General features: G+C 34.2%; 19 protein-coding genes. 5 read left to right on the top strand and 14 right to left on the bottom strand.

From position 1 onward, the window contains the following. Positions 1 to 86: 86 nt before the first annotated feature. Positions 87 to 1424 carry an NADP-specific glutamate dehydrogenase gene (gene gdhA / locus PKK00_00095; protein ID HNW96789.1) on the bottom strand — a complete coding sequence of 446 codons (1338 nt, stop codon included), beginning with the start codon at positions 1422 to 1424 and terminating at the stop codon, positions 87 to 89. A gap of 349 nt (positions 1425 to 1773) precedes the next feature. Here gdhA and PKK00_00090 point away from each other — a divergent pair, with 349 nt between their 5' ends. The 4 genes from PKK00_00090 (at position 1774) to PKK00_00075 (ending at position 10057) form a co-directional block, all read left to right on the top strand. Next, a complete protein-coding gene (locus PKK00_00090; GenBank protein HNW96788.1) occupies positions 1774 to 5256 on the top strand; it encodes a PEP/pyruvate-binding domain-containing protein in 3483 nt (1160 codons plus the stop codon). Between the two features lie 95 nt (positions 5257 to 5351). Continuing rightward, complete coding sequence (locus tag PKK00_00085) at positions 5352 to 8243, top strand: PEP/pyruvate-binding domain-containing protein (GenBank protein ID HNW96787.1); 2892 nt, start codon at positions 5352 to 5354, stop codon at positions 8241 to 8243. Between the two features lie 220 nt (positions 8244 to 8463). Then, a complete protein-coding gene (locus PKK00_00080; GenBank protein ID HNW96786.1) occupies positions 8464 to 8853 on the top strand; it encodes a BlaI/MecI/CopY family transcriptional regulator in 390 nt (129 codons plus the stop codon). Next, a complete protein-coding gene (locus PKK00_00075) occupies positions 8846 to 10057 on the top strand; it encodes a M56 family metallopeptidase (GenBank protein ID HNW96785.1) in 1212 nt (403 codons plus the stop codon). Before PKK00_00080 ends, PKK00_00075 begins: the two co-directional genes overlap by 8 nt. Before the next feature lie 76 nt (positions 10058 to 10133). On the opposite strand, the gene PKK00_00070 is transcribed toward PKK00_00075, so the two are convergent. The 12 genes from PKK00_00070 to hpt form a co-directional block, all read right to left on the bottom strand. Further along, complete coding sequence (locus PKK00_00070) at positions 10134 to 11081, bottom strand: FISUMP domain-containing protein (protein HNW96784.1); 948 nt, start codon at positions 11079 to 11081, stop codon at positions 10134 to 10136. Positions 11082 to 11218: 137 nt separating this feature from the next. Continuing rightward, positions 11219 to 11767: a hypothetical protein gene (locus PKK00_00065; GenBank protein ID HNW96783.1), complete on the bottom strand. Its 549-nt coding sequence runs from the start codon at positions 11765 to 11767 to the stop codon at positions 11219 to 11221. Positions 11768 to 11785: 18 nt separating this feature from the next. Continuing rightward, on the bottom strand, positions 11786 to 12130 hold the full coding sequence (locus tag PKK00_00060; protein HNW96782.1) for a DUF3795 domain-containing protein: 345 nt from the start codon (positions 12128 to 12130) through the stop codon (positions 11786 to 11788). Between the two features lie 128 nt (positions 12131 to 12258). Then, the gene (locus tag PKK00_00055; GenBank protein HNW96781.1) at positions 12259 to 12804 is read right to left on the bottom strand and encodes a hypothetical protein; all 546 of its coding nucleotides are present in this window, start codon (positions 12802 to 12804) and stop codon (positions 12259 to 12261) included. 314 nt (positions 12805 to 13118) lie between these two features. Then, positions 13119 to 13817, bottom strand: a complete 699-nt coding sequence (locus PKK00_00050) for an HAD hydrolase family protein (protein HNW96780.1) — start codon at positions 13815 to 13817, stop codon at positions 13119 to 13121. A gap of 267 nt (positions 13818 to 14084) precedes the next feature. Continuing rightward, positions 14085 to 15083: a bifunctional 3-deoxy-7-phosphoheptulonate synthase/chorismate mutase gene (locus PKK00_00045; GenBank protein ID HNW96779.1), complete on the bottom strand. Its 999-nt coding sequence runs from the start codon at positions 15081 to 15083 to the stop codon at positions 14085 to 14087. Then, complete coding sequence (locus PKK00_00040; protein HNW96778.1) at positions 15080 to 16087, bottom strand: CBS domain-containing protein; 1008 nt, start codon at positions 16085 to 16087, stop codon at positions 15080 to 15082. The genes PKK00_00045 and PKK00_00040 overlap by 4 nt, the downstream gene beginning before the upstream one ends. 24 nt (positions 16088 to 16111) lie before the next feature. Then, positions 16112 to 16567, bottom strand: a complete 456-nt coding sequence (locus tag PKK00_00035) for a hypothetical protein (protein HNW96777.1) — start codon at positions 16565 to 16567, stop codon at positions 16112 to 16114. Further along, a complete protein-coding gene (locus PKK00_00030; GenBank protein ID HNW96776.1) occupies positions 16564 to 17550 on the bottom strand; it encodes an AAA family ATPase in 987 nt (328 codons plus the stop codon). The genes PKK00_00035 and PKK00_00030 overlap by 4 nt, the downstream gene beginning before the upstream one ends. Positions 17551 to 17625: 75 nt before the next feature. Further along, positions 17626 to 18627 carry a GTPase ObgE gene (gene obgE, locus PKK00_00025; GenBank protein HNW96775.1) on the bottom strand — a complete coding sequence of 334 codons (1002 nt, stop codon included), beginning with the start codon at positions 18625 to 18627 and terminating at the stop codon, positions 17626 to 17628. 38 nt (positions 18628 to 18665) lie between these two features. After that, positions 18666 to 19238: an adenylate kinase gene (locus tag PKK00_00020; GenBank protein ID HNW96774.1), complete on the bottom strand. Its 573-nt coding sequence runs from the start codon at positions 19236 to 19238 to the stop codon at positions 18666 to 18668. Positions 19239 to 19256: 18 nt separating this feature from the next. Continuing rightward, on the bottom strand, positions 19257 to 19790 hold the full coding sequence (hpt, locus tag PKK00_00015) for a hypoxanthine phosphoribosyltransferase (GenBank protein ID HNW96773.1): 534 nt from the start codon (positions 19788 to 19790) through the stop codon (positions 19257 to 19259). Positions 19791 to 19925: 135 nt separating this feature from the next. Between hpt and purE the strand changes: the two genes are divergently transcribed. Then, positions 19926 to 20447 (top strand): 5-(carboxyamino)imidazole ribonucleotide mutase, encoded by a 522-nt coding sequence (purE, locus tag PKK00_00010; protein HNW96772.1) that lies wholly within the window; start codon positions 19926 to 19928, stop codon positions 20445 to 20447. Between the two features lie 87 nt (positions 20448 to 20534). Here purE and PKK00_00005 read toward each other — a convergent pair whose 3' ends face one another. Then, positions 20535 to 21074, bottom strand: coding sequence for a hypothetical protein (locus tag PKK00_00005; protein ID HNW96771.1), 540 nt, complete (start codon positions 21072 to 21074; stop codon positions 20535 to 20537). Between the last annotated feature and the right edge of the window lie 253 nt (positions 21075 to 21327).

Below are 21327 nucleotides of genomic sequence, written 5' to 3'. Positions count from 1 at the left end.
TTATAATATTTTAGGTAAAAATATAAAAATAAAAAAAACGTCCACCATTTGGCAGACGTTTTTTATTTTTATGGATTGGAATATTACTAAACCAGTCCTTGAGCGATCATGGCATCGGCAACTTTTACGAAACCGCCGATATTAGCTCCTTTTACATAATTGTTAAACTCGCCTTCTTTGCCGAATTTCAAACACGTTTTGTGAATGTTAACCATGATAGTATGTAATTCCTGGTCAACTTTTTCTCTTGTCCAGCTTAGCCTCATTGAATTCTGGCTCATTTCCAATCCTGATGTTGCTACACCACCTGCATTGGCAGCTTTTCCGGGACCGTAAAGAATTTTATTCTGGAGGAATACTTCAGCGCCTTCCGGGGTAGTAGGCATATTAGCGCCTTCACTAACGCATATACATTTATTTTTAATAAGAGTTATTGCATCCTCACCATTAACTTCGTTTTGAGTAGCGCATGGCAATGCAATGTCGCATTTAATACCCCAGGGCGTTTTTCCTGCAACATATTCACAGCCGTATTTCTTAGCGTATTCTTCTATGCGACCTCTTTTAACATTTTTAAGTTGCATTACATAAGCTAATTTTTCAGCATCAATACCGTTTTTGTCATAGATGAATCCATTAGAATCAGATAATGTTACAACTTTACCGCCGAGTTGAGTGGCTTTTTCAGTAGCATATTGGGCAACATTTCCCGAACCTGATATAACAACAGTTTTTCCTTTAAATCCTTCGTTAATTGAAGAAAGCATTTCCTGGGCAAAGTAAACATTGCCGTAACCGGTAGCTTCCGGGCGTATCAGTGAGCCGCCCCATTCTAAACCTTTTCCGGTAAGAACGCCGGTAAATTCATTGCGAATTCTTTTGTATTGTCCGAACATAAAACCAATTTCACGTCCGCCAACACCAATATCACCAGCAGGAACGTCAGTGTCAGGTCCTATATGACGGCTAAGCTCGGTCATTAAGCTCTGGCAGAAACGCATCACTTCATTGTCTGATTTTCCTTTAGGATCGAAATCCGATCCACCTTTGCCACCACCCATAGGAAGCGTTGTTAAACTGTTTTTGAAAACCTGTTCAAAAGCTAGGAATTTCAAAACACCTAAGTTTACTGTAGGGTGAAAACGCATACCTCCTTTATAAGGTCCTATTGCGCTGTTCATTTCAATGCGAAATCCTTTATTGATCTGGAATTCACCTTTATCGTCAATCCAGGGTATTCTGAATAAAATAACTCTTTCCGGTTCAACCATTCGTTCCAAAACTTTAGCATCTTTATACTTTGGATTTTCTTCGATGTATGGAATAAGCGTTTCTACTACTTCCATAACTGCCTGGTGAAATTCGGTTTCGCTAGGGTTCTTGGCTACAACCTTGTCCATGAATTGTTTAACTTTTGGGTCCATGTTGTTTTTTTTTAAGATTAGACATTTTTTTATTTATTATTGCTGAATTTGTTTTTTATTTATATAATATAATGTATTCCTTCTGTAAAACTAAAATTATTTTAAATCAATAGCAAATATTTATCGATTTGATTTCAGATAACAATGTTATTACATTTTTAAATTGAAAAAGCAAATTTTTAAAGAAAAAAAAATAAAATTAATTTCTTGTTTATGTCAAAAAAAAGTTTATAGGATTAAAGTAAAATTTCAGGTTTTATAATTCGGCGAAAAATAATAACTTTACTGCATAATCAGGATATGTTAAAATAAAAGAACAGAATATTAACGTCTGCAACACAGAATAAATATGGATGATGGTTTATTAAATCACGATGAAATAAAATCGGAAGAGCTAAAACTTTTACTTTTTGAAAAAAAAGAACGATTAAAAGAACTAAATGCCATAAATAAAACTACAGCCATTCTAAAAGGCAATTTGCCTATTGAAGAAATGTTGCAGAATATATGTTCTATTCTTCCAAACGCAATGCAGCATCCCGAACATACTGCTGTTCGGATTAAATTCAGGAAACACGATTATCTTACACCGAATTTTACAGAAACAAAATGGGTATTGCACCGAATGTTTGAAACCATAGACGATAATGAAGGAATAATTGAAATTTATTACCTGAAAGAATTTCCTGTGATTGATGAAGGTCCTTTTATGAAAGAAGAAAGGCATCTTATCAACAATCTTGCAGTATTGATATCAGGCTACCTGAACACTATATTAGGAAAGAATCTTTTAAAAATCGCCCAGATACATGACAAATCCTTGCATCCCGAAAAAGCTCAAAATGAAGAGGCGAATATGAGCATGCAACTTTTGCAGAAATTTTTAAATAAACATAATTCCGATCGCGATATTTATCATGAACTGATGCCTTTTAAAGTAAGGGAGATACTGCTTGTTGCTAATTTATATGATGCATATATAATAGAAAAGGAAGGACGATTTTTTGAACAGATTACAGGAGAATATTATCAGTTGAATCTTTCTTCTGCGCCAAGAATTACTGGCGTTTCATCGGCTGAAGAGGCACTTGAAAAATTACAATTCGGTCATTACGACCTCGTGATACTGATGATGGGAATTGATAAAACCACACCCATTCAGTTAAGCGAAATTATAAAACAGATTTATCCGAAGCTTCCTATTTTGTTGCTATTAAACAATAACAGTGATGTGGGCGCTTTTGAAAATAAAAAAATAAGTAGTATCGATAAAATATTTGTATGGAATGGCGATAGCAAAGTTTTTCTTGCAATGGTCAAATATATTGAAGACCTTATGAATATTGAAAACGATACGAAGATTGGACTGGTAAGGGTGATTTTGCTTGTTGAAGATTCAGCCAGGTATTATTCACGTTTTCTTCCGATTTTATATTCTATAGTAATTGAGCAAACGCAACACCTGATTGAAGAAGTGAACACGGATAATCTTTATAAGATTCTTCGGATGCGAGCAAGACCCAAAATTGTATTGGTGTCGAACTATGAAGAAGCAATTGATTATTTTGAAAAATATAAAGAATACCTGCTTTGTGTAATTACAGATGTAAAATATGAAAAAGAAAGGAAGCTTAATGAAACATCAGGTTTACAGCTAACGGAGCATATTAAAAATGAAATCCCTGATATGCCTGTATTGATACAGTCTTCAGAATCAGAGAATGCAACAAAAGCATTTAAATTAAAGTCTACTTTTATAAATAAAAATTCGGAAAACCTTTTACAGGATTTAAAAAGTTTTATCAGTTATTATTTAGGATTTGGAAATTTTATTTATCGTGATGGGGAAGGGCGTGGTGAGATTGCGGTTGCACGATCAATCAAAGAATTTGAAGCGCACCTGAGAACAATCCCTGAAGAATCGCTTTTATTCCACGGTAGAAGGAATCATTTTTCCAACTGGTTTATGGCAAGAGGTGAGATCCAACTTGCCAAAAAGATAAAACCCATTAAAGTCGGCGATTTTAAAACATCGGATGAATTACGTAAATATATGCTTGATGTTATTCAGCAATGTGTTTTTGAAAAAAATAAAGGAAAGGTTGTAAATTTTGATGAATCGGCAATACTTGATGAAACAACCATAGTAAGCCTTGCATCCGGCTCTCTTGGCGGCAAAGGAAGAGGCCTGGCATTTATAAGTACATTAATCTACAATTTTGATTTTTCCCAGATCGTTCCTGATATCAATGTTCGCACACCTATTACATCTATCATTGGTACAGATGAGTTTGAAGAATTTATTGAAAATAATAACCTAAGGAATAAGGTTTATGGTGAGAAAGATTATGAAAAAATAAAACATCTTTTTGTTGAGGCAAAACTTTCCGATTCGCTAACTAAAAAACTTAAAAGATACCTTAAGGTTATTTCTAACCCTATAGCCATAAGGTCTTCCAGTCTTTTTGAAGATTCTTTAACGCAACCTTTTGCCGGAATTTTTGATACTTTTCTTCTCCCAAATAATCATCCTGATATTGATGCGCGGCTTGAACAAATGATGACCGCAATAAAACTTGTTTATGCTTCTATTTTCTCTCCAACAGCAAGATCTTATTTTGAAGCCATTAATTACAAAATAGAGGAAGAACGCATGGCTGTAGTTGTTCAGGAAGTTGTTGGTGCTGCTTATGACGAAACATTTTATCCGCATATCAGCGGTGTTGCACAATCATACAATTATTATCCTATTTCGCACATGAAGCCTGAAGACGGTTTTGCAGTGCTGGCCCTTGGTCTTGGGAAGTATGTTGTTGAAGGAGAAAAAACATATCGCTATTGTCCGGAATATCCAAACCTTGAGATATATTCGGCAACAGACCTGTATAAAAATTCGCAACTTCATTTTTATGCTGTTGATATGCGGCAGAAAAAAATTAACCTGCTTGCCGGCGAAGATGCGAGTCTTGTAAAACTGGATATTGAGGTTTCGGAAAAACATGGTACACTTAAACATTGTGGTTCAGTATATGATTTCACTAATGAACGAATTGTAACAGGACTTAATTCACAGGGTCCGCGTGTTGTGAATTTTGCAGATATCATCAAACACAAATACATCCCGCTTTCCAAAACCATTCAGATAATTTTGAATGTAGTTGAAGAAGCAATGGGCTCGCCTGTAGAAATTGAATTCGCTGTGGATTTGAATAAAGATAAAAAAGGAAATTCATCATTTTACTTATTACAAATCAAACCGCTTATAAAAAATGTTTTTAAAACAGAAATAAATATTGATGAAGTGGACTACAGCAAATTATTACTATATTCCGAAATGGGCATGGGTAATGGTATTGTTGAAGAACTTAACGATGTGATATTTGTTGACGTTAAGAAATTTGATAAGCTGAAAACAGAAAAAATGCGTGATGAAATTGAGAAGCTGAATGTAGAAATGATAAAATCGAACAGGAAATATATATTAATAGGACCCGGACGATGGGGCACACGCGACAGGTTCATTGGTATTCCTGTTGCATGGTCGCAGATATCAAATGCAAAAATAATTGTTGAAGTAAGCCTGGAAGATTTTCCTTTGGATGCATCGTTAGGCTCGCACTTTTTTCACAACGTGATATCAATGAATGTAGGATATTTCTCAGTGAAACATAATTCTTTTATTGATTATATAAACTGGGATGTTCTTAATCAACAGGAAGTAATTTCCGAAACAAAATATTTTAAGCATGTACGGTTTAAAGATCCTCTGCAAATCATTATGGACGGGCACAAGAGAGCATCATTAATTTATTATAATAACAATAACGAATAAAAGCATAAGAATTAAATATGGCATCTAAATATAATTATAACGAAGAGTTCGCAACCGATAAACATTATTTTTCCAATATTTCTTTTAATAAATTAATGCAAAAGCGTATTAGCAACGTGTTGCTTGTATGCAGCACTTACGATGCTTTCATGCTGGAAGAAGATGGAAGAATAAATGAAAAAATATTTAATGAGTATACCTCGCTTAACCTTCGTTATCCGCCACAGTTCTCGCGTGCAAGTTCATCGGCTATGGCTTTCGATTTACTCGCGCTCAATCATTACGACCTGGTGATTACCATGCTAAACATTGGTAAAGTGGATGCTTTCGAACTGGCAAATAAAATAAAGAAAACATATCCTCATAAACCAATTGTTGTTTTAACGCATTTCTCTAAGGAAGTATCGCTGAAGTTAGCAAACGAAGATCTTTCTTCTATTGATTATGTTTTTTCATGGCTTGGCAATTCCAGTTTACTGCTTGCTATTATTAAGTTGATAGAAGATAAAATGAATGCCGATTATGATATTGATGATATAGGAGCGCAGGCAATTCTTCTGGTTGAAGATTCGATACGCTATTATTCCAGTTATCTGCCAACCATTTATAAATTGATTTTTGAACAGCGCAATGAGCTGATGACAGAGGGTTTGAACGACCATCAGAAAACAATGTCAATGAGGGCTCGCCCGAAAATATTGTTGGCTAAGACTTATGAAGAAGCAAAAATTTTATATGAAAAATATAAAAATAATTTACTGGGGATTATTTCGGATGTTTCATTCCCGAGAGATGGTAAAATTGATCCGGAAGCAGGAATAAAACTTTGCTGCTCTATTCGCAGCGAAGTAAGGCAAATGCCCATATTGCTTCAGTCTTCTGACGAAAAAAATCGAGAAGCAATGGCTGTTATCAGGGCAAGTTTTGTTAATAAATATTCCAAAACACTACTTGCTGATCTTCGCAATTATATAAAAGAAAATTATGGATTTGGCGATTTTGTTTTTATTGACCCTGATACAGAAGAAGAAATCGACAGGGCGAATAACCTGCATTCTTTGCAGGTTAAATTGATGAGTGTTCCCGATAAGTCGCTCGAATATCATGTACGCAACAATCATTTTACACGTTGGCTAAAAGCCCGTGCTTTGTTCCCTTTGGCCGATTTATTCAAGGAAAGAAGCATGAGAGATTTTAATAATGTAGATGAAGTAAGGAGTTATCTGATCGATACAATCGAGAACTACAGGATTAGCAAGGGCAGGGGAGTTATTGCCAGTTACTTTGATGAATATGCAGTTTTTTCCAGGCTAGGCGATGGTATGTTGGGCGGCAAAGCCAGGGGTTTGGCTTTTGCAGATTACCTGATTAAAAAACACCAGATCATTCATAAATTTGAAAATGTAAATATTACGATTCCCAGAACGGTTGTTGTAACTACTGATGTATATGATGAATTTATGGAATCGAATAATTTGTATAATTTTGCATCTTCTGATATTAAGGATGAAGAAATCCTGATGCAATTTATTAATGCAATATTACCTGATCGTATTACTGACCAGTTAAAACTATTTCTCGAAGTTGTTAAAAAACCTATTGCGGTACGTTCTTCCAGTCTGCTTGAGGACTCGCACTACCAGCCGTTTGCGGGAGTTTATTCCACCTATATGGTTCCGAATAGTGATGATAATCCTTCGGTACGCCTTTCGCAGCTTGAGGTTGCAATAAAGAGTGTATTTGCTTCCGTTTTTTTCAAAGATAGTAAAGCATATATTGCTGCTACTTCAAACCTGATCGATGAAGAAAAAATGGCAGTAATTCTACAGGAAGTTGTTGGTAAAGCCTATGGACAAAAGTATTATCCGAATATTTCCGGTGTTGCTCGTTCAATTAATTTTTATCCGATAGGCCAGGAGAAGCCTGAAGATGGAGTTGCAAGTATTGCGCTGGGTCTTGGTAAAACTGTTGTTGATGGCGGCGTATCTATTCGTTTCTGCCCGGAATACCCCAAAAATATCTTACAGCTTTCTAATTTGGAAATGGCGTTAAAAAATACGCAGAACGAATTTTACGCTGTTAATTTAAATCCTCATGATTATAAACCTTCTGTAGATGACAGCCGTGATTTATTAAAATTAAAAGTTGAAGATGCACTTAAAGATGGTTCATTGAACCATATTGCTTCTACTTTCGATTTTCAGGACCAGGTTCTGCGCGATGGCATACATCATGCAGGCAAAAAGATCCTGACATTTGTAAATATTCTTAAATATAATAAATTTCCTCTTGCCGATATTTTAAAAACATTACTTGATATAGGGCAGCGTGAGATGAACAATCATGTAGAAATTGAATTTGCCGTGAATTTAGATACATCGAGTGGCGAACCTAAAGATTTCAGCTTTCTGCAAATTCGTCCCATTGTTGAAGCATCCGAAAAATTTAATATTAATATTGATTTTGTTACAAGAGATGAAGCGATAATTTATTCTATGTCGACGATGGGGAATGGTGTAATTGATAATTTAAAAGATATAATTTATGTAAAGCCCGAATCGTTCAATGCTGCTAAGAATCCTTTAATAGCAACAAGAATTGAAGAACTTAATAATATTATGGTGAAAGAAGAAAAAAATTATATTTTGATTGGTCCGGGACGATGGGGCTCGAGCGACCCGTGGCTTGGAATTCCTGTGAAGTGGTCGCAGATTTCGGCTGCCCGAGTAATGGTAGAGGCCGGACTGGAAAAATACCGTGTCGACCCGAGTCAGGGTACACACTTTTTTCAAAACCTTACATCCTTTGGAATAGGCTATTTTACTGTCAATTCATTCATTAATGAGGGATTTTATAATACCGATTATCTGGCTTCATTTCCTGCCGTACATGAAGATGAATATATCCGTCACGTAAAATTTGATAAACCGATGCTTGTAAAAATTGACGGAAAACAGAATAAAGGTGTGATATTAAAAAGCAGGTAATATTTCTGACAATTTTTGATTAGATAAACACCTTTGGTTTACTGATATTTACCATTCCCTTAAATATTTTGACCGTAAACTGATTTATGGTTTACTTCTTAATTTTCTAACCCGATATTTGTATCGTAACTAAAAAAATAGTTGACAAACTAAAAATATAGTTGTATGTTTGTACAGGAATTAACTAAAAAATTAGTTAAATAATTAAAAAGATAGTTTTATGAAGAAGGTAAAAGAATTAACAAAGGCAGAAGAACAGGTAATGCAAATTTTATGGAAGCTCGAAAAAGCTTTTGTAAAAGATGTTATGGAACATTTCGATAAACCAAAACCTGCGTATAATACGGTTTCCACTATAATTAGGATCCTTGAAAAAAAAGGTTTTGTATCGTATAAAAATTATGGAAGTACTTACGAGTATTTTCCGCTGATTTCAAAAGAAGAGTATTCTCGTTTTTACTTTGGGAATTTTATCAAAAATTATTTTGGGAATTCTTATAATCAGCTGGTATCATTTTTTTCAAATGATAATAAAATATCTGTAAAAGAACTTGAAGAAATGAAAAAGATTCTTGATAAAGAAATTAAAAATAAGAAAAGCAATGGATAAGATATTTTTATATTCGATAAAAGTGTCGGTATGCATTATAATGCTGTTCGGGCTCTACGCAATATTCCTTAGAAAAGACACTCACTTTCGGTTTAACAGGATATACCTTTTGTTTTCATTGGTAGTTTCGGTCATAATCCCGTTAATCGATATTCGATTTACAACAGGTAATACGGGTTCGGGATTAATATATATGATGCAAACTGTTCAGGTCAATTCTGATAAAGTATTAATAACTGAAAATAACCTGTCGCCGATGTATTACCTTATTATTACATACTATGCAGTAATTGCACTTTTGTTTGTAAGATTTGCAATTAGAATTATTTCATTGCTTTTATTAAAGAACAAATGCAGCAGAGAGAAAATGAATGGATATTATTTTGCAATATGTAAAAAACAAATTGCGCCATTTTCTTTTTTTAAAACTATTTTCATTGATGAAAAAACGATGTCGAATGCGCAACTCAATAAAATAATTATACACGAAACCATTCATATTCGTCAATTGCATAGCATTGATGTAATGTTATCTGAATTAATTTGTATGCTGACATGGTTTAATCCTGCCAGTTGGATGATAAAATCTGCACTTAAAGAAACCCATGAGTATTTGGCTGATTCCGGGGTAACGGAGCAAACTTCCGGTTCATCTGAATACTTATTGCTCCTGCTCAGAAATGCAATTGGTGTGCAGCCGGGTTTGGCCAATAACTTCAATAAATCATTAACCTTAAAACGTTTTTATATGATGAAAAAACCACGTTCCGGCAGGTTTTCAATGTTGAAAGCTCTGCCCGTAATCCCTTTATTACTTGCGCTGTTTGTTACATTTTCATGTGGAAATAGTGCTAATGAAAAAAAATCTCAAAACTCGAATGTTGAGTTGAAAAATGATTCCGTAATTGATAAAATGCCTGAATTTCCGGGCGGACAGGATGCTCTTACGAAGTATTTTATTGATAATGTAAAATATCCTGAAACTGCCAGGAAAAATGGTATTACAGGTAAGGTGCTTGTGAATTTTGTTGTAACTAAAACAGGTAAGATTGAAAATGTTGAAATCTCGCAAAAAGTAAATGACCTGCTTGATGCAGAGGCTTTGCGCGTAATATCATCGATGCCCGACTGGATCCCGGGCGAAAATAAAGGAGAAGCCGTTGATTTTAAAATGACATTACCTATTCAATTCAGATTGAATTAAAGTGTGGATTTGGTAAAATGAATAGCCGCAGAATATTATTTTACTGCGGCTATTTTTTTAGATGAAAATTTTTAAATCAATCTTTGATTATTTTTTGTTCAAAAGTAAAATCAGAAGAATAAATTTTAATTAAATAAATTCCAGCAGGTAGTTCGGAAACATTGATTTCATTGTTGGTTGATGAGATGCGCTGCTGAAGCATAACTTCTCCTAAAATGTTGAAAAGCGTAACATCCACGTCGGTGTTATCATTAATTTTTACAACAATTTTTTCTGTAACAGGGTTCGGATAAATATTTATTCCTTCATTGAAGTTTTCATTATTCAGTCCTGTTGATGCTGAATCTTTGATGCATCGCACCGACATACCTTGATATTTCTGATCGAGATACTCAAATATATTGGAACTGCTGTTTTGAATGTATCGGTGCCATACTGTGGCATAAGAACCATTAGGAGTTGATGTCCAGAAATACACAACAGCTGTATGACCCTGGAACGATTTGTTGAAATAATTTCTGAAACCTGTACCTATTGCGGTAAAGCCGCTGCTGTTTGTTCCGTTGTTTCCGTTTCCCCAATGAGTCAGTCCGATTTCTTTAAGGTCATTGGCAGCTAAAACACTTTCGGTGCAATAACAATCTTGAGCCGCCGGATCGAGGAACAGCACAAGTTTATGCCACTCTGCATTTGAAGGTACATGCCATCCTGTAGGGCATAGTTTACCGGTATTTACGGTATACCAATTATACAATGCGCCCCATGGCCTGTTGTAAGTTAATGAATCATTTTTATACCAGCAGTATCCGGGAGTTGTTAAGTTGAACCAGGCAATGCTGTCTTTTACCGGCGGAATTGAAATGCCGTCGTTGTACTTTGTTGTGGCAAGGTTTTCGGCCATCCATATCTGGGTTCCAATTTGGACAGTATTATAAGTATTGCCGTCCGCGTCAGTTACTGTTTGAGCTTTGATAAAAATGCAGCAAACAATAAACATAAAAGTAATAAAGTATCTTTTTTTCATAAGTATGATTTTTTATTTTGATTGTGCTTTTTAATAAATAGACGAAATTGTTTCGGAAAAGGTTGCCTAGAAAAATGTACCTCAATGGAAGCAGCAATTGGCGAAGTATTTAACAATTATTTTATCAAAATTGATATTTAAAATTTCCTGCCGATAATAAAAATTAATTTTGGCAAAAACATCGGGTTATTTTTTCTGATGAAATAATAAGCGCCACCCAGACCTATATCTAATAACATTCTTTTGTTCTTACCCCAGTTGATTCTGTTTCCTAAAACAGCTCCTATGCCAATGTCTGTTTCATTGCCTATATCACTGCCGGAGCTGAAATGGGTAAGGTCATAGTTTTCCCATTTTGCAAATATTATAGAAGAATAAGTCGACAACCAAAGAACATTATTTTTTTTGGGAGCCATGTAATGCCTGTATGATGGTACAATTGAGATGCACCTGTTATCGGAAGGATAATATATGTCATTAATATTGTGATAGAATATTTTAAAAGTTAATTCAAGACTGTTCTTTAAATCAATATGTCTTTCGTAATTTAAAGCTGCAACAAAGGCAGGAGTAGGTAATGGGCAAACAAAAAATTTTATTGCATTTTTATACGTGCTGTCTTGCCCGAATAAATTTATAGATAAAATAAAAGTAAATAATATGATGAGTGATTTTTTTTGTTTCATGCTAAGGCAGAGAATAATTTATTTATTTTTTAACTGCTTCAGGTTTTCCAATGCTTCAGGAACATGATGATGTACTTTTTTCAACAACAGGCAATCTTCCAGTTCATCGCATTCGGCGCAGGTTGGAAAGCTTCTGAATACAGCACATTTTCTTATTTCGCAAAATTTACAGCGCATGTTCAAAGCCCCGGTTCCCCTGCATCCGGCACAGTTGATCATTTCCGGAGTGATGTCATCCGAATTGTACAGCACTTTCCATTCATCGGCTAATGAAGCACGCAAAGCATTATCATCATTAACGGTTGCTATCCTTACTTCGCAGGTAGCACAATCGAATCCGCAACATGCAATTTGTTTTTTCATAATTAATTATTTATGTTGATAATAAGAGCAGTTAGCGTAATTTATTCTTCTTTAATGGCAAAACTGAAAATGGATTGGCGTTATTAACTTATTCCCTTATCGTTTAATATATTGCTTGTTATGTGGTGTTATTTTTTCCTATCCACAGTCGATTTAAAGTAACCATAATATTCTCCAGATTTTCTGATAAAAATATTTTTTTCTCTGTTGTAGACTTGACCATCATATGAAAATTTTATTTGCCCTACAATTAAATTTCCAATTTTAAAATTGTCTGTATTAAGTTTTAGTTCACAATCTTTAACATCAAGCTCTTGTCCTTCAATGTAGACTGCGTTAATGTAAAAGAATGTTTTGTAGAAGTTATTTTGAATGGTGATATTTAAACTTATATTATACCCAAGGTCAATTGAAGATAAAATAATAATTGTCTTACTGCTATCATTGTATATATAGGAATTTTCAAGTGTAATATTGCTGTCTGATTTAACAATTGCGTTTTTAGCAATTTTTATTTTTTTAGTGTTAGTGTTATCGCTAAAATCAGGAAATTCTGTAGTGTCTTTACTAAAGATTAAATCGGGCTTAATATTACTATCAATAATTAACTGTCTATTTTGAGCGAGTCCAAACTGAATAGATATTATTAATAAAAATAAAACGAAGAGTCTCATAAATAATGTCACACAACAAGTTTATATATTCAGCAAAGTGAATAGATATTAATTTTGTTTTCATTCAAAATTAAAACCTTTTAATCTTATTCAAAAATATTTAAGGATAAACTTTTATAAGTTATTTAAATTCATAAATTATTTTAGCAATAAGATGTTTTGCCGCAAAGTCACCAAGACACTAAGAACCGTAAATAACATCTAAAGCCAGTAGTACCAGACTTTGTGAAGCTTTGAGACTTAGTGCCTTAGTGGCTAATATTTTTATAAAAATTAAACAGTTTTTTTAATGAAAAAATAAAGTAAATTTTTAGTTACCTGATATCCATCAGGAATTTTTCAATAAACTCGCGAACGCAGCCACAGCCGCCTTTTTTTGAGAGAACAATATTTGAGGCTTCTTTAACCAATGTTACTGCATCGGCCGGGCATGCAGATAAACCTACTTTCTGGATAACCTGCAGATCGTTTACATCATCGCCTACATAAGCAACATTTTCCAAGCCTATATTTAATTCCTTGCACCAGCCTTCAAGCACTTCCAGTTTTTTCCATGTGCCTACATAAACTTTCTGAACACCCAGCAACTGTGCGCGTTTTTCAATAATGTTGCTGTTTATTCCGGAGCTTAAAAAACCAACATTGTTTCCGGCAGCAATCAACGTTTTAATTGCAAGACCGTCTTTCGTGTCAAACTTTTTAAATTCATCACCGCTTTCGGTATAGTACATTCCTCCATTGGTAAGCACTCCGTCGATATCGAGAGCAAGAAATTTAAAATCGAAACTTTTTAATGTATAATAATTTTTTTCAAGATTGTCAGCAATAAGCCTGTCGATAGGGTAATTCAGGGCTTCAGCCAAAAGTACCAATTGTTGCAGGTTTGGCTCATGCGAATTGTTTTCTATGGCATGTAATGCATCCACAGTCATGTTGCACATCATGGCTAATTTCTTGTCAGGTAACTGTTGCTGTTCTCTAAGGAACTTAATGTTTTTCCCGATGAATGTCATATGAAAAAAATATTGTGAAAACTAAAAATTAAAAAAAAACTTTAAATTCTAAACATCAAACTTAAAAACTTGTATCACTTTGCGACAGGCTTCGACAGGCTTCGATAAACTCAGCCTGACAGTGAAGAAAGTTCAAAGAACCAATCCGCCTGAGGCAGACAAAATTCAAAGAGAAAAAAATTAAATTTCGATTCTTAACATTAAACTTTGAACATTGAACAAACTTCAAACTCTAAACTGTCAACCGTCAACCGTCAACTCTAAACTCTAAACAATCTCCCTTCCCACTGCTTTAGCAATAGGTTTCAGTGTTTTGAAAAGTTTTCTGAACTCATCATGATTCAGTTGTTGCGATGCATCCGATTTTGCCACAGCCGGGTTGGGATGAACCTCAATCAATAAACCTTCCACATCCATTGCCATACAAGCTCTTGCAAGGTCGGGCACACCGTAAGCATAACCCATTGCGTGACTCGGATCGAGGATTATCGGAAGGTTTGTATTTTCTTTCAGGTAAGCAACACCGCACAAATCAAGAGTGAAACGTGTCTTGGTTTCAAATGTGCGGATGCCGCGTTCGCAAAGTATTACATTTTCATTTCCGCCCGAAAGAATAAATTCAGCTGCCTGGACAAATTCCTGCAAAGTGCTGCCAAATCCTCGTTTCAGGAGAACCGGCTTTTTTGTTTTTCCGCATTTCCTTAGTATTCCGTGGTCGTACATGGCCTTAGCACCAATCTGTATCACATCGGCATATTCAATTACATCGTCAACATGTGATGAGTCGCGCACTTCAGTAAATACCGGAAAACCATATTTGTCGCGTATTTTAGCAAGCAGCTTTAATCCTTCAACACCCATACCCATAAAGCTGTATGGCGATGTGCGTGGTTTGAAACTTCCTGCTCTTATCGTGTGCAATCCCAGTTCATCAATGAGTTTTGCGGTCTCCGAAATTTGTTCTTCCGATTCAACACCGCAAGGTCCGATAGTTACCAAAGTATTCCTGGAAGCGCCACCAATAGTGAAGTTCCTGATTTTTATCTCGTGCGTTTCTTTTTTGTATTTCCTGCTGGACAGTTGAATGTCGCTGTCGAAAACCCACGATTTATCAATGTGTTCAAGATGTTTGTCCTCTACTTTTTTTACAGTATGCGGAGTAATAAGTATAATCCCGTTTTCGGTTATAAGTTCAACCGCTTCAAATCGTGTGGCGATTTCTTTCGCTAAAGTTTTACTTATATTTTTCTTTAAATGAATGATCATGATTCGCCTTTGATAAGATTGTTAAATTTAATTGCCCCGACCAATTTCTTTTCTTTGTCAACAACGGGCATGAAAAGTATAGGAAAATCAAGGGTCTTGATATAGTTCAAAATATCCGTTACAGTTTCGTAGTCGTAAACATAAGCAGGATCGCGGTTAAGCATATCATCAACTGATGCATTTAAAATGTTTTTGTAATTTCTTAATAAACTTTTCCGGATATCTGCATTGGTGATGATACCTTGAAGAATACCTTCACCATTGGTGATTACGGTGAATCCCATTTTATAATCATCAATCGATTTCAAAACATCGTAGAATGAAATTTTCCCTGAAATCAATTTTGGAGTTTCATCTATATCGAGCATAAAATCTTTTACGCAATAATGCCCTTCAATATCGTCGCTTTTCAACTGAAGCAGTGCAGAGCCGATGAATTCACTTTTAAAAAGATAGCTGCCGATTACAACAACATTCACCCCCATGTTTCTTAAAATAAAAGAAAGTTCTTCATTGATACCGCCATCGACATGAATTTTTTTGCCGGGATATTTATTCCGGAATTCATTGATTTTTTTGAAATTCTGTTTGTTGAATTTTCCTCCGCTTTGCCCGGGAGTAGTGGCCATGAATAGGATGAAAGAAAATTGATTTTTAAATTTCTCAAAAATCTCAATATCGGTTTCAGAAACTATTGATAACCCAAAATTCGATTTTAAATTTTTAGGAAGATGAAAACCGTTTTTTAATTTTTCAAACTGGAAAGTTACATTCTCAATATTGTTTTCTTCGATCAGTGAAAAATATTTTTCCGGTTGCTGTGTGATGAGATGCAGGTCGATAGGCGTTTTGCTAAGTGTTCTTATTTTTTTTATATCATCAAAAACCGCTGGATTATCATTGCAATCGATATGAAAAAAATTCACATGATGCGCATCAAGTTCATTGATAAGTGTATCAAGTTCTTTATCTTTATTGGAATATATTGATGCTGAAATTTTCATTTCAATGAAAATAATTATTATTTTTTAGTTTAACCATTCTTTAAGTTTAATAATTCCCTGAACATTTTTTTCAATGAGTTCGTTCAGCAATTTTTCAAAATTAGATAACCTGTAGTTGATGATATCGTGTAATTCTTCAGGATTATCAGGTAATCCAAAATTTGAGAGTTTTATTTTATGTTGTTTGCATGTGAAAATTATCCAATCCTCAAGCTTGCCATTCAGGAAACATATTTTGTTTCCCAATTTATCTACATAATATTTTATTCCATTAGATTCTTCAGTTAATTTCAATTCTTTTTCGTAACTGGTTTTAGGACTATCAGGGTCTTCATCAACCATTGCACGTTGATTTTTTGTTTTACAAAGCGCTGAGAATACACGTGACTTTCCCTGGTGATGTGTAATCATTTTTTTTTGACATCCTAACATGGAAACTAAGAGTTCATCGGGTTTGCATTCAACATGAACTTCTTTCATAAGCTTAGTATTTTGTCGAAATTAAAAAATATATCAGAGTTTAAATTTAAAACTTCAGAGATTTGTTTTTCATTTAATTCCGTAGCAATCGATTTAAAATTTTTCATTTGTACTAAACAAACATTTATATCGGTTTGTTTGGATTTTTCAATCATGTTTAATAAGAGATACGGATTATGGGTTGTAATGAAAAATTGATTTGTTTTATCTAATGCAATTTTTTCAGCCAGGTATTTTGTGTAAAAGGGAAATGTGTTGCTTTCAGGTTCATCAAATAAAATAATATTGTTTTTATTGCTTTTTATTGCAATTGTGTAAAAAATTATTCTTTGTAATGTTTCAGATATAGAAAAATAAGGATAGCTGTAAATTTCATCATCTACTAATTTGCTTGCAAGGATTTCATTTTCGGTTGGCTTTATTGTTAAAGTCAATCCTTTCGATTTTAGAAATTCCGAAACCCATTTTTTATATTCAGAATTTGATAAAAGCAAAGCAGGAAGATTTTCTCCATAAGGAACGGATAAGTGTGGTGTATAAGAATTGAAAAAATTTGAAAGCCTTTTATATTCATAAAAATGAACATTGGTATTTCCTATGTTGCCTTTATTATCTACACTCCCTCCATGTGAAAGAATAATTGGGTTCTTAACATCTTTTTCTGAATCTAATAAAAAGTAAAACTGGTTTTCGGGAACTCCGTTTTCTCGGATTGCATATTTTAAAATAGTATATTTATCTTCAGTATTAACTTCAATTTGATTATTAATATTAAAATCATAAAATAAATCGCCGATTGTTTTATAACGAAATATTTGTTTATTTAATTCATTTCCAATTGCACCCTGACTTTGTAGTGATAATGCTTCAATGATGTTACTTTTGCCGGAATTGGGTTCTCCGATAAAAACATTTAGTTTCTTGCAATTTATTGTCAAATCTTTAATTGATTTGAAATTTTTTATTTTCAATTGCTTTATCATAGCATGTTTTTTTACAAATGTAAAATTTTCATTCAAAAATTATGGATAAACAAAATTAATCAAAACTTTTTAACTTTATTCAATATCGTATGATGTAAGCTTTTTCCAGATCAGGTCTTTTAACTTCAATAGTCCATCGCCGGTATGTGAAGAAATGAAAATGTGTGCAACGCGAGGTAATGTCTTTTTTATTTCCGCTCTCAGTTCATCATCAAGCAGATCGCTTTTCGAAACAGCAAGAATACGTTCTTTATGAATTAATTCAGGATTATATTGTTTTAATTCATTCACTAAAATCTGGTATTCTTTTTTTATGTCTTTGCTATCTGCAGGAACGATGAAAAGCAGAATGGAATTTCTTTCAATATGGCGTAAAAAGCGCAATCCAAGTCCTTTGCCTTCGCTGGCGCCTTCTATGATGCCTGGAATATCAGCCATTACAAATGACCTATTATCGCGGTATGAAACAATACCAAGGTTTGGAACCAGTGTGGTGAATGGATAATCTGCTATTTCGGGTTTTGCTGCTGAAACTTTTGAAAGCAATGTTGATTTTCCTGCATTAGGAAAACCAACAAGGCCAACATCGGCAAGTATTTTCAGTTCGAGTATTATCGTGCTTTCTATACTAGGCTCGCCGGGCTGTGCATAACGCGGGGTTTGGTTTGTAGAAGTTTTAAAATGCTGGTTTCCTAAACCTCCTCTTCCACCTTTTATAAGTATAACTGTTTCGCCGTCTTTAGTTATTTCGCATTTTATTTCTCCTGTTTCCGCATCTTTTGCTACTGTTCCTAAAGGAACTTCGATGATACGATCTTTCCCTGCAAGTCCTGAACTTTGATTTTCGCTACCATTCTGTCCGGGTTCAGCAAAAACATGTCTTGTATATTTCAGGTGAAGCAATGTCCACAACTGGTTGTTTCCTTTTAGAATAATATGTCCACCTCTTCCACCATCGCCGCCATCGGGACCGCCTTTAGGAACGTACTTGGCCCTGTGCAGATGCGCAGAACCGGCGCCACCTTTACCTGAGCGACAAAAAATTTTTATATAGTCAACAAAATTTGAAGAAGCCATAAAGTCGTTTCATTTCCAAAATTTATTCGGAAAATATTTTAGCGTTTTCCATTGATTCGTTCGCAAATACTATTAAAAATTTCTTCAATACTGCCAATGCCATACACAGATTGAAGTAATTTTTTGTTTTTATAATAGTCGAGCAGTGGTTTGGTTTGTTTATTATACACATCAAGTCGTTGCTTGATCACCTCTTCGGTATCATCGCTTCTTCCTGATTCTATGCCACGTTTCACCAGTCTTTTTATAAGTTCATCATCACTAACTTCGAGCGATACAACCATAGAAATGGGCATATTCTTTTTATTCAGCATTTCATCAAACTTGTCTGCCTGGACTAATGTTCTTGGAAAACCATCGAACACAAAGCCTTTAGCGTTTTCATGGCGATCCATAACAGAAAAAAGCATGTCGATTACCAATTCATCGGGAACCAGTGCGCCTTTATCCATATAGCTTTTGGCTTTCAGTCCCAATTCGGTTTTATTGCTTGTTTCGCTGCGGAAAATATCTCCGGTAGAGATGTGTACCAGGTTGTATTTATCCACAAGTTTTAAGGAGTGGGTTCCTTTACCAGATCCCGGAGGACCAAAAAGAATGAGATTCAGCATAAGTTTATTTTTTTATTTTTATACTATCTTGTAAATATCAGCAAGGTTGCGACCGTAGCCATCATAGTCGAGTCCGTAGCCTACAATAAAATCATTTGGAATTTCAATGCCTATATAGTCAATAGGAAAATTCTTTACATAAGCTTTGGGTTTAAAAAGCAAAGTAGCAATTTTAACCGAAGCCGGTTTATATTGTTCCAGGCTTTTCAGTGTATCTTCTATAGTATGACCTGTATCAACAATATCTTCAACAACAACTATGTTGCGGTCTTTGATGTCATCATCCAATCCTATGAGCGTTTTTACATTTAGTGTAGATTGTGTTCCCTGGTAGCTCGATAGCTTGACAAAAGATATTTCGCATGGCATGGTAAGCCTTTTACAAAGGTCGGCGGCAAACATGAATGAACCATTAAGGATAACAAGGAATAAAGGGTTTTTATCACTCATGTCCTTGTTTATCTTTCCGGCAATTGCATCAATAGCTTTAAGAATGTCATTCTCTTTAATAGAAACAGAAAATTCTTTATCTTTTATCTGGACTGTTTTCATAGATCAAATTAAACCTTAAAAATATTTATTTTTCGTGTACTTTTTATTTATTACTTAATCTACAAAGATAAGAATTCATAAATCAATACATCAAATCATTTTTTTTTATTTTTGCCATATCAAATTTATGATTTTATGGAAAATAAAGAACCTAAGGTAAGTATAATAATGGGAAGCACTTCGGATATGCCCATTATGGAAGAAGCTGTAAAAATACTGGAAGAGTTTCAGATATATTATGAAATCAATGCACTGTCGGCACACCGCACACCCGACAAGGTGATGGATTTTGCTATGAATGCTTATGGCCGCGGAGTTCGTGTTATCATTGCCGGAGCCGGCGGAGCTGCGCATTTGCCGGGAGTTATAGCAGCCTGCACTCCTTGTCCTGTAATTGGTGTTCCAATAAAATCATCTAATTCTATTGATGGTTGGGATTCTATTCTTTCAATTTTACAGATGCCTTCGGGTATTCCTGTTGCTACTGTTGCATTGAATGGCGCTGCCAATGCAGCTATACTGGCAGCACAGATGCTTGCCACAGGTGATGAAAAAATGTTGCAGAAAGTTCGCGATTATAAAGAAAAACTGAAATCGAAGGTTGTAAAAGCCAATGATGAATTAGCTAAGATCAAAAATAATTTTAAGACGAATTAACGGCACATGGTTGCTGGCGGGACGCGAAGTCGCATGTCAAAGTCAGGAATCAAGTAAAAAAGCTGCAAAAGTGCTTGTAAACAATTTCTATTTGTATTTGTCACAATTGAAGAAATAAAATTCACTTTCATTATCAAAATGATAAGACCATGTGTATGTATTTTCTAAAATTTTCATTGTCCATAGATTTTGCAATTTATTGGATTTTACAAAATTTTTCTGGGCATCACATTTTTCATTTAAAATTGTTATAATACTTATTGCAACATCAGATGAGGGAGTTCCAAAAAGGCATCGACTACAAATATTATTACCGTCAATGTAAAAAGATTTAGCAATTTTAGGGTTTGTGTCATAAACAGTAAGTGTTTCAACATTGTCATCATTTAGCGCTATCTCAACGGTTTTATCTTTCTTACTAAAATAATTCAATATATCATTCTTTTTAAAATCAATAAATACTTCCATGTTTGCAATAATTGTAGGTTCTGTACTTATTTTTAAAATAGACATTTTTGCATTAAAAAAACTAAAATGATAACTTCCTTTTGCAAATGGATTAGATTCGGGAAGTATTATAATAGTAAATATAAAAATTACAATTGCATTAAATTTTAACTTTTTCATATCTTTAATGTTTAAAATTAAAAGTGTAAATTTTATTTAAATATCCCTTATATTGATATATCTTTATTTGAAGGTGAAAAATTAGGGTATTGAAATATTTCTGATATTATTTTTTCTGGTTTTTCTACAAGCTGCCTTTTAAGTTCATTTCTAATGATTATTTTTAATTTATCTCCAAATTTATCACAACAGGGTGTTATTGTCTTAACCCCCTATAAGTTAGACATATTTTTCAAAAGAGTTTAGGTTTTTA

It is taken from the genome of Bacteroidales bacterium (genome assembly GCA_035353855.1).
Classification (GTDB): Bacteria; Bacteroidota; Bacteroidia; order Bacteroidales; family CG2-30-32-10; genus DAOQAK01.
This window is presented reverse-complemented; position numbering and strand designations above follow the sequence as displayed.

What these genes read in the sequence shown, in the direction of transcription:
- gdhA (HNW96789.1), bottom strand. Translation starts at nt 1,424, where the DNA reads ATGGACCCAAAAGTTAAACAATTCATGGACAAGGTTGTAGCCAAGAAC.
- PKK00_00090 (HNW96788.1), top strand. Translation starts at nt 1,774, where the DNA reads ATGGATGATGGTTTATTAAATCACGATGAAATAAAATCGGAAGAGCTA.
- PKK00_00085 (HNW96787.1), top strand. Translation starts at nt 5,352, where the DNA reads ATGCAAAAGCGTATTAGCAACGTGTTGCTTGTATGCAGCACTTACGAT.
- PKK00_00080 (HNW96786.1), top strand. Translation starts at nt 8,464, where the DNA reads ATGAAGAAGGTAAAAGAATTAACAAAGGCAGAAGAACAGGTAATGCAA.
- PKK00_00075 (HNW96785.1), top strand. Translation starts at nt 8,846, where the DNA reads ATGGATAAGATATTTTTATATTCGATAAAAGTGTCGGTATGCATTATA.
- PKK00_00070 (HNW96784.1), bottom strand. Translation starts at nt 11,081, where the DNA reads ATGAAAAAAAGATACTTTATTACTTTTATGTTTATTGTTTGCTGCATT.
- PKK00_00065 (HNW96783.1), bottom strand. Translation starts at nt 11,767, where the DNA reads ATGAAACAAAAAAAATCACTCATCATATTATTTACTTTTATTTTATCT.
- PKK00_00060 (HNW96782.1), bottom strand. Translation starts at nt 12,130, where the DNA reads ATGAAAAAACAAATTGCATGTTGCGGATTCGATTGTGCTACCTGCGAA.
- PKK00_00055 (HNW96781.1), bottom strand. Translation starts at nt 12,804, where the DNA reads ATGAGACTCTTCGTTTTATTTTTATTAATAATATCTATTCAGTTTGGA.
- PKK00_00050 (HNW96780.1), bottom strand. Translation starts at nt 13,817, where the DNA reads ATGACATTCATCGGGAAAAACATTAAGTTCCTTAGAGAACAGCAACAG.
- PKK00_00045 (HNW96779.1), bottom strand. Translation starts at nt 15,083, where the DNA reads ATGATCATTCATTTAAAGAAAAATATAAGTAAAACTTTAGCGAAAGAA.
- PKK00_00040 (HNW96778.1), bottom strand. Translation starts at nt 16,087, where the DNA reads ATGAAAATTTCAGCATCAATATATTCCAATAAAGATAAAGAACTTGAT.
- PKK00_00035 (HNW96777.1), bottom strand. Translation starts at nt 16,567, where the DNA reads ATGAAAGAAGTTCATGTTGAATGCAAACCCGATGAACTCTTAGTTTCC.
- PKK00_00030 (HNW96776.1), bottom strand. Translation starts at nt 17,550, where the DNA reads ATGATAAAGCAATTGAAAATAAAAAATTTCAAATCAATTAAAGATTTG.
- obgE (HNW96775.1), bottom strand. Translation starts at nt 18,627, where the DNA reads ATGGCTTCTTCAAATTTTGTTGACTATATAAAAATTTTTTGTCGCTCA.
- PKK00_00020 (HNW96774.1), bottom strand. Translation starts at nt 19,238, where the DNA reads ATGCTGAATCTCATTCTTTTTGGTCCTCCGGGATCTGGTAAAGGAACC.
- hpt (HNW96773.1), bottom strand. Translation starts at nt 19,790, where the DNA reads ATGAAAACAGTCCAGATAAAAGATAAAGAATTTTCTGTTTCTATTAAA.
- purE (HNW96772.1), top strand. Translation starts at nt 19,926, where the DNA reads ATGGAAAATAAAGAACCTAAGGTAAGTATAATAATGGGAAGCACTTCG.
- PKK00_00005 (HNW96771.1), bottom strand. Translation starts at nt 21,074, where the DNA reads ATGAAAAAGTTAAAATTTAATGCAATTGTAATTTTTATATTTACTATT.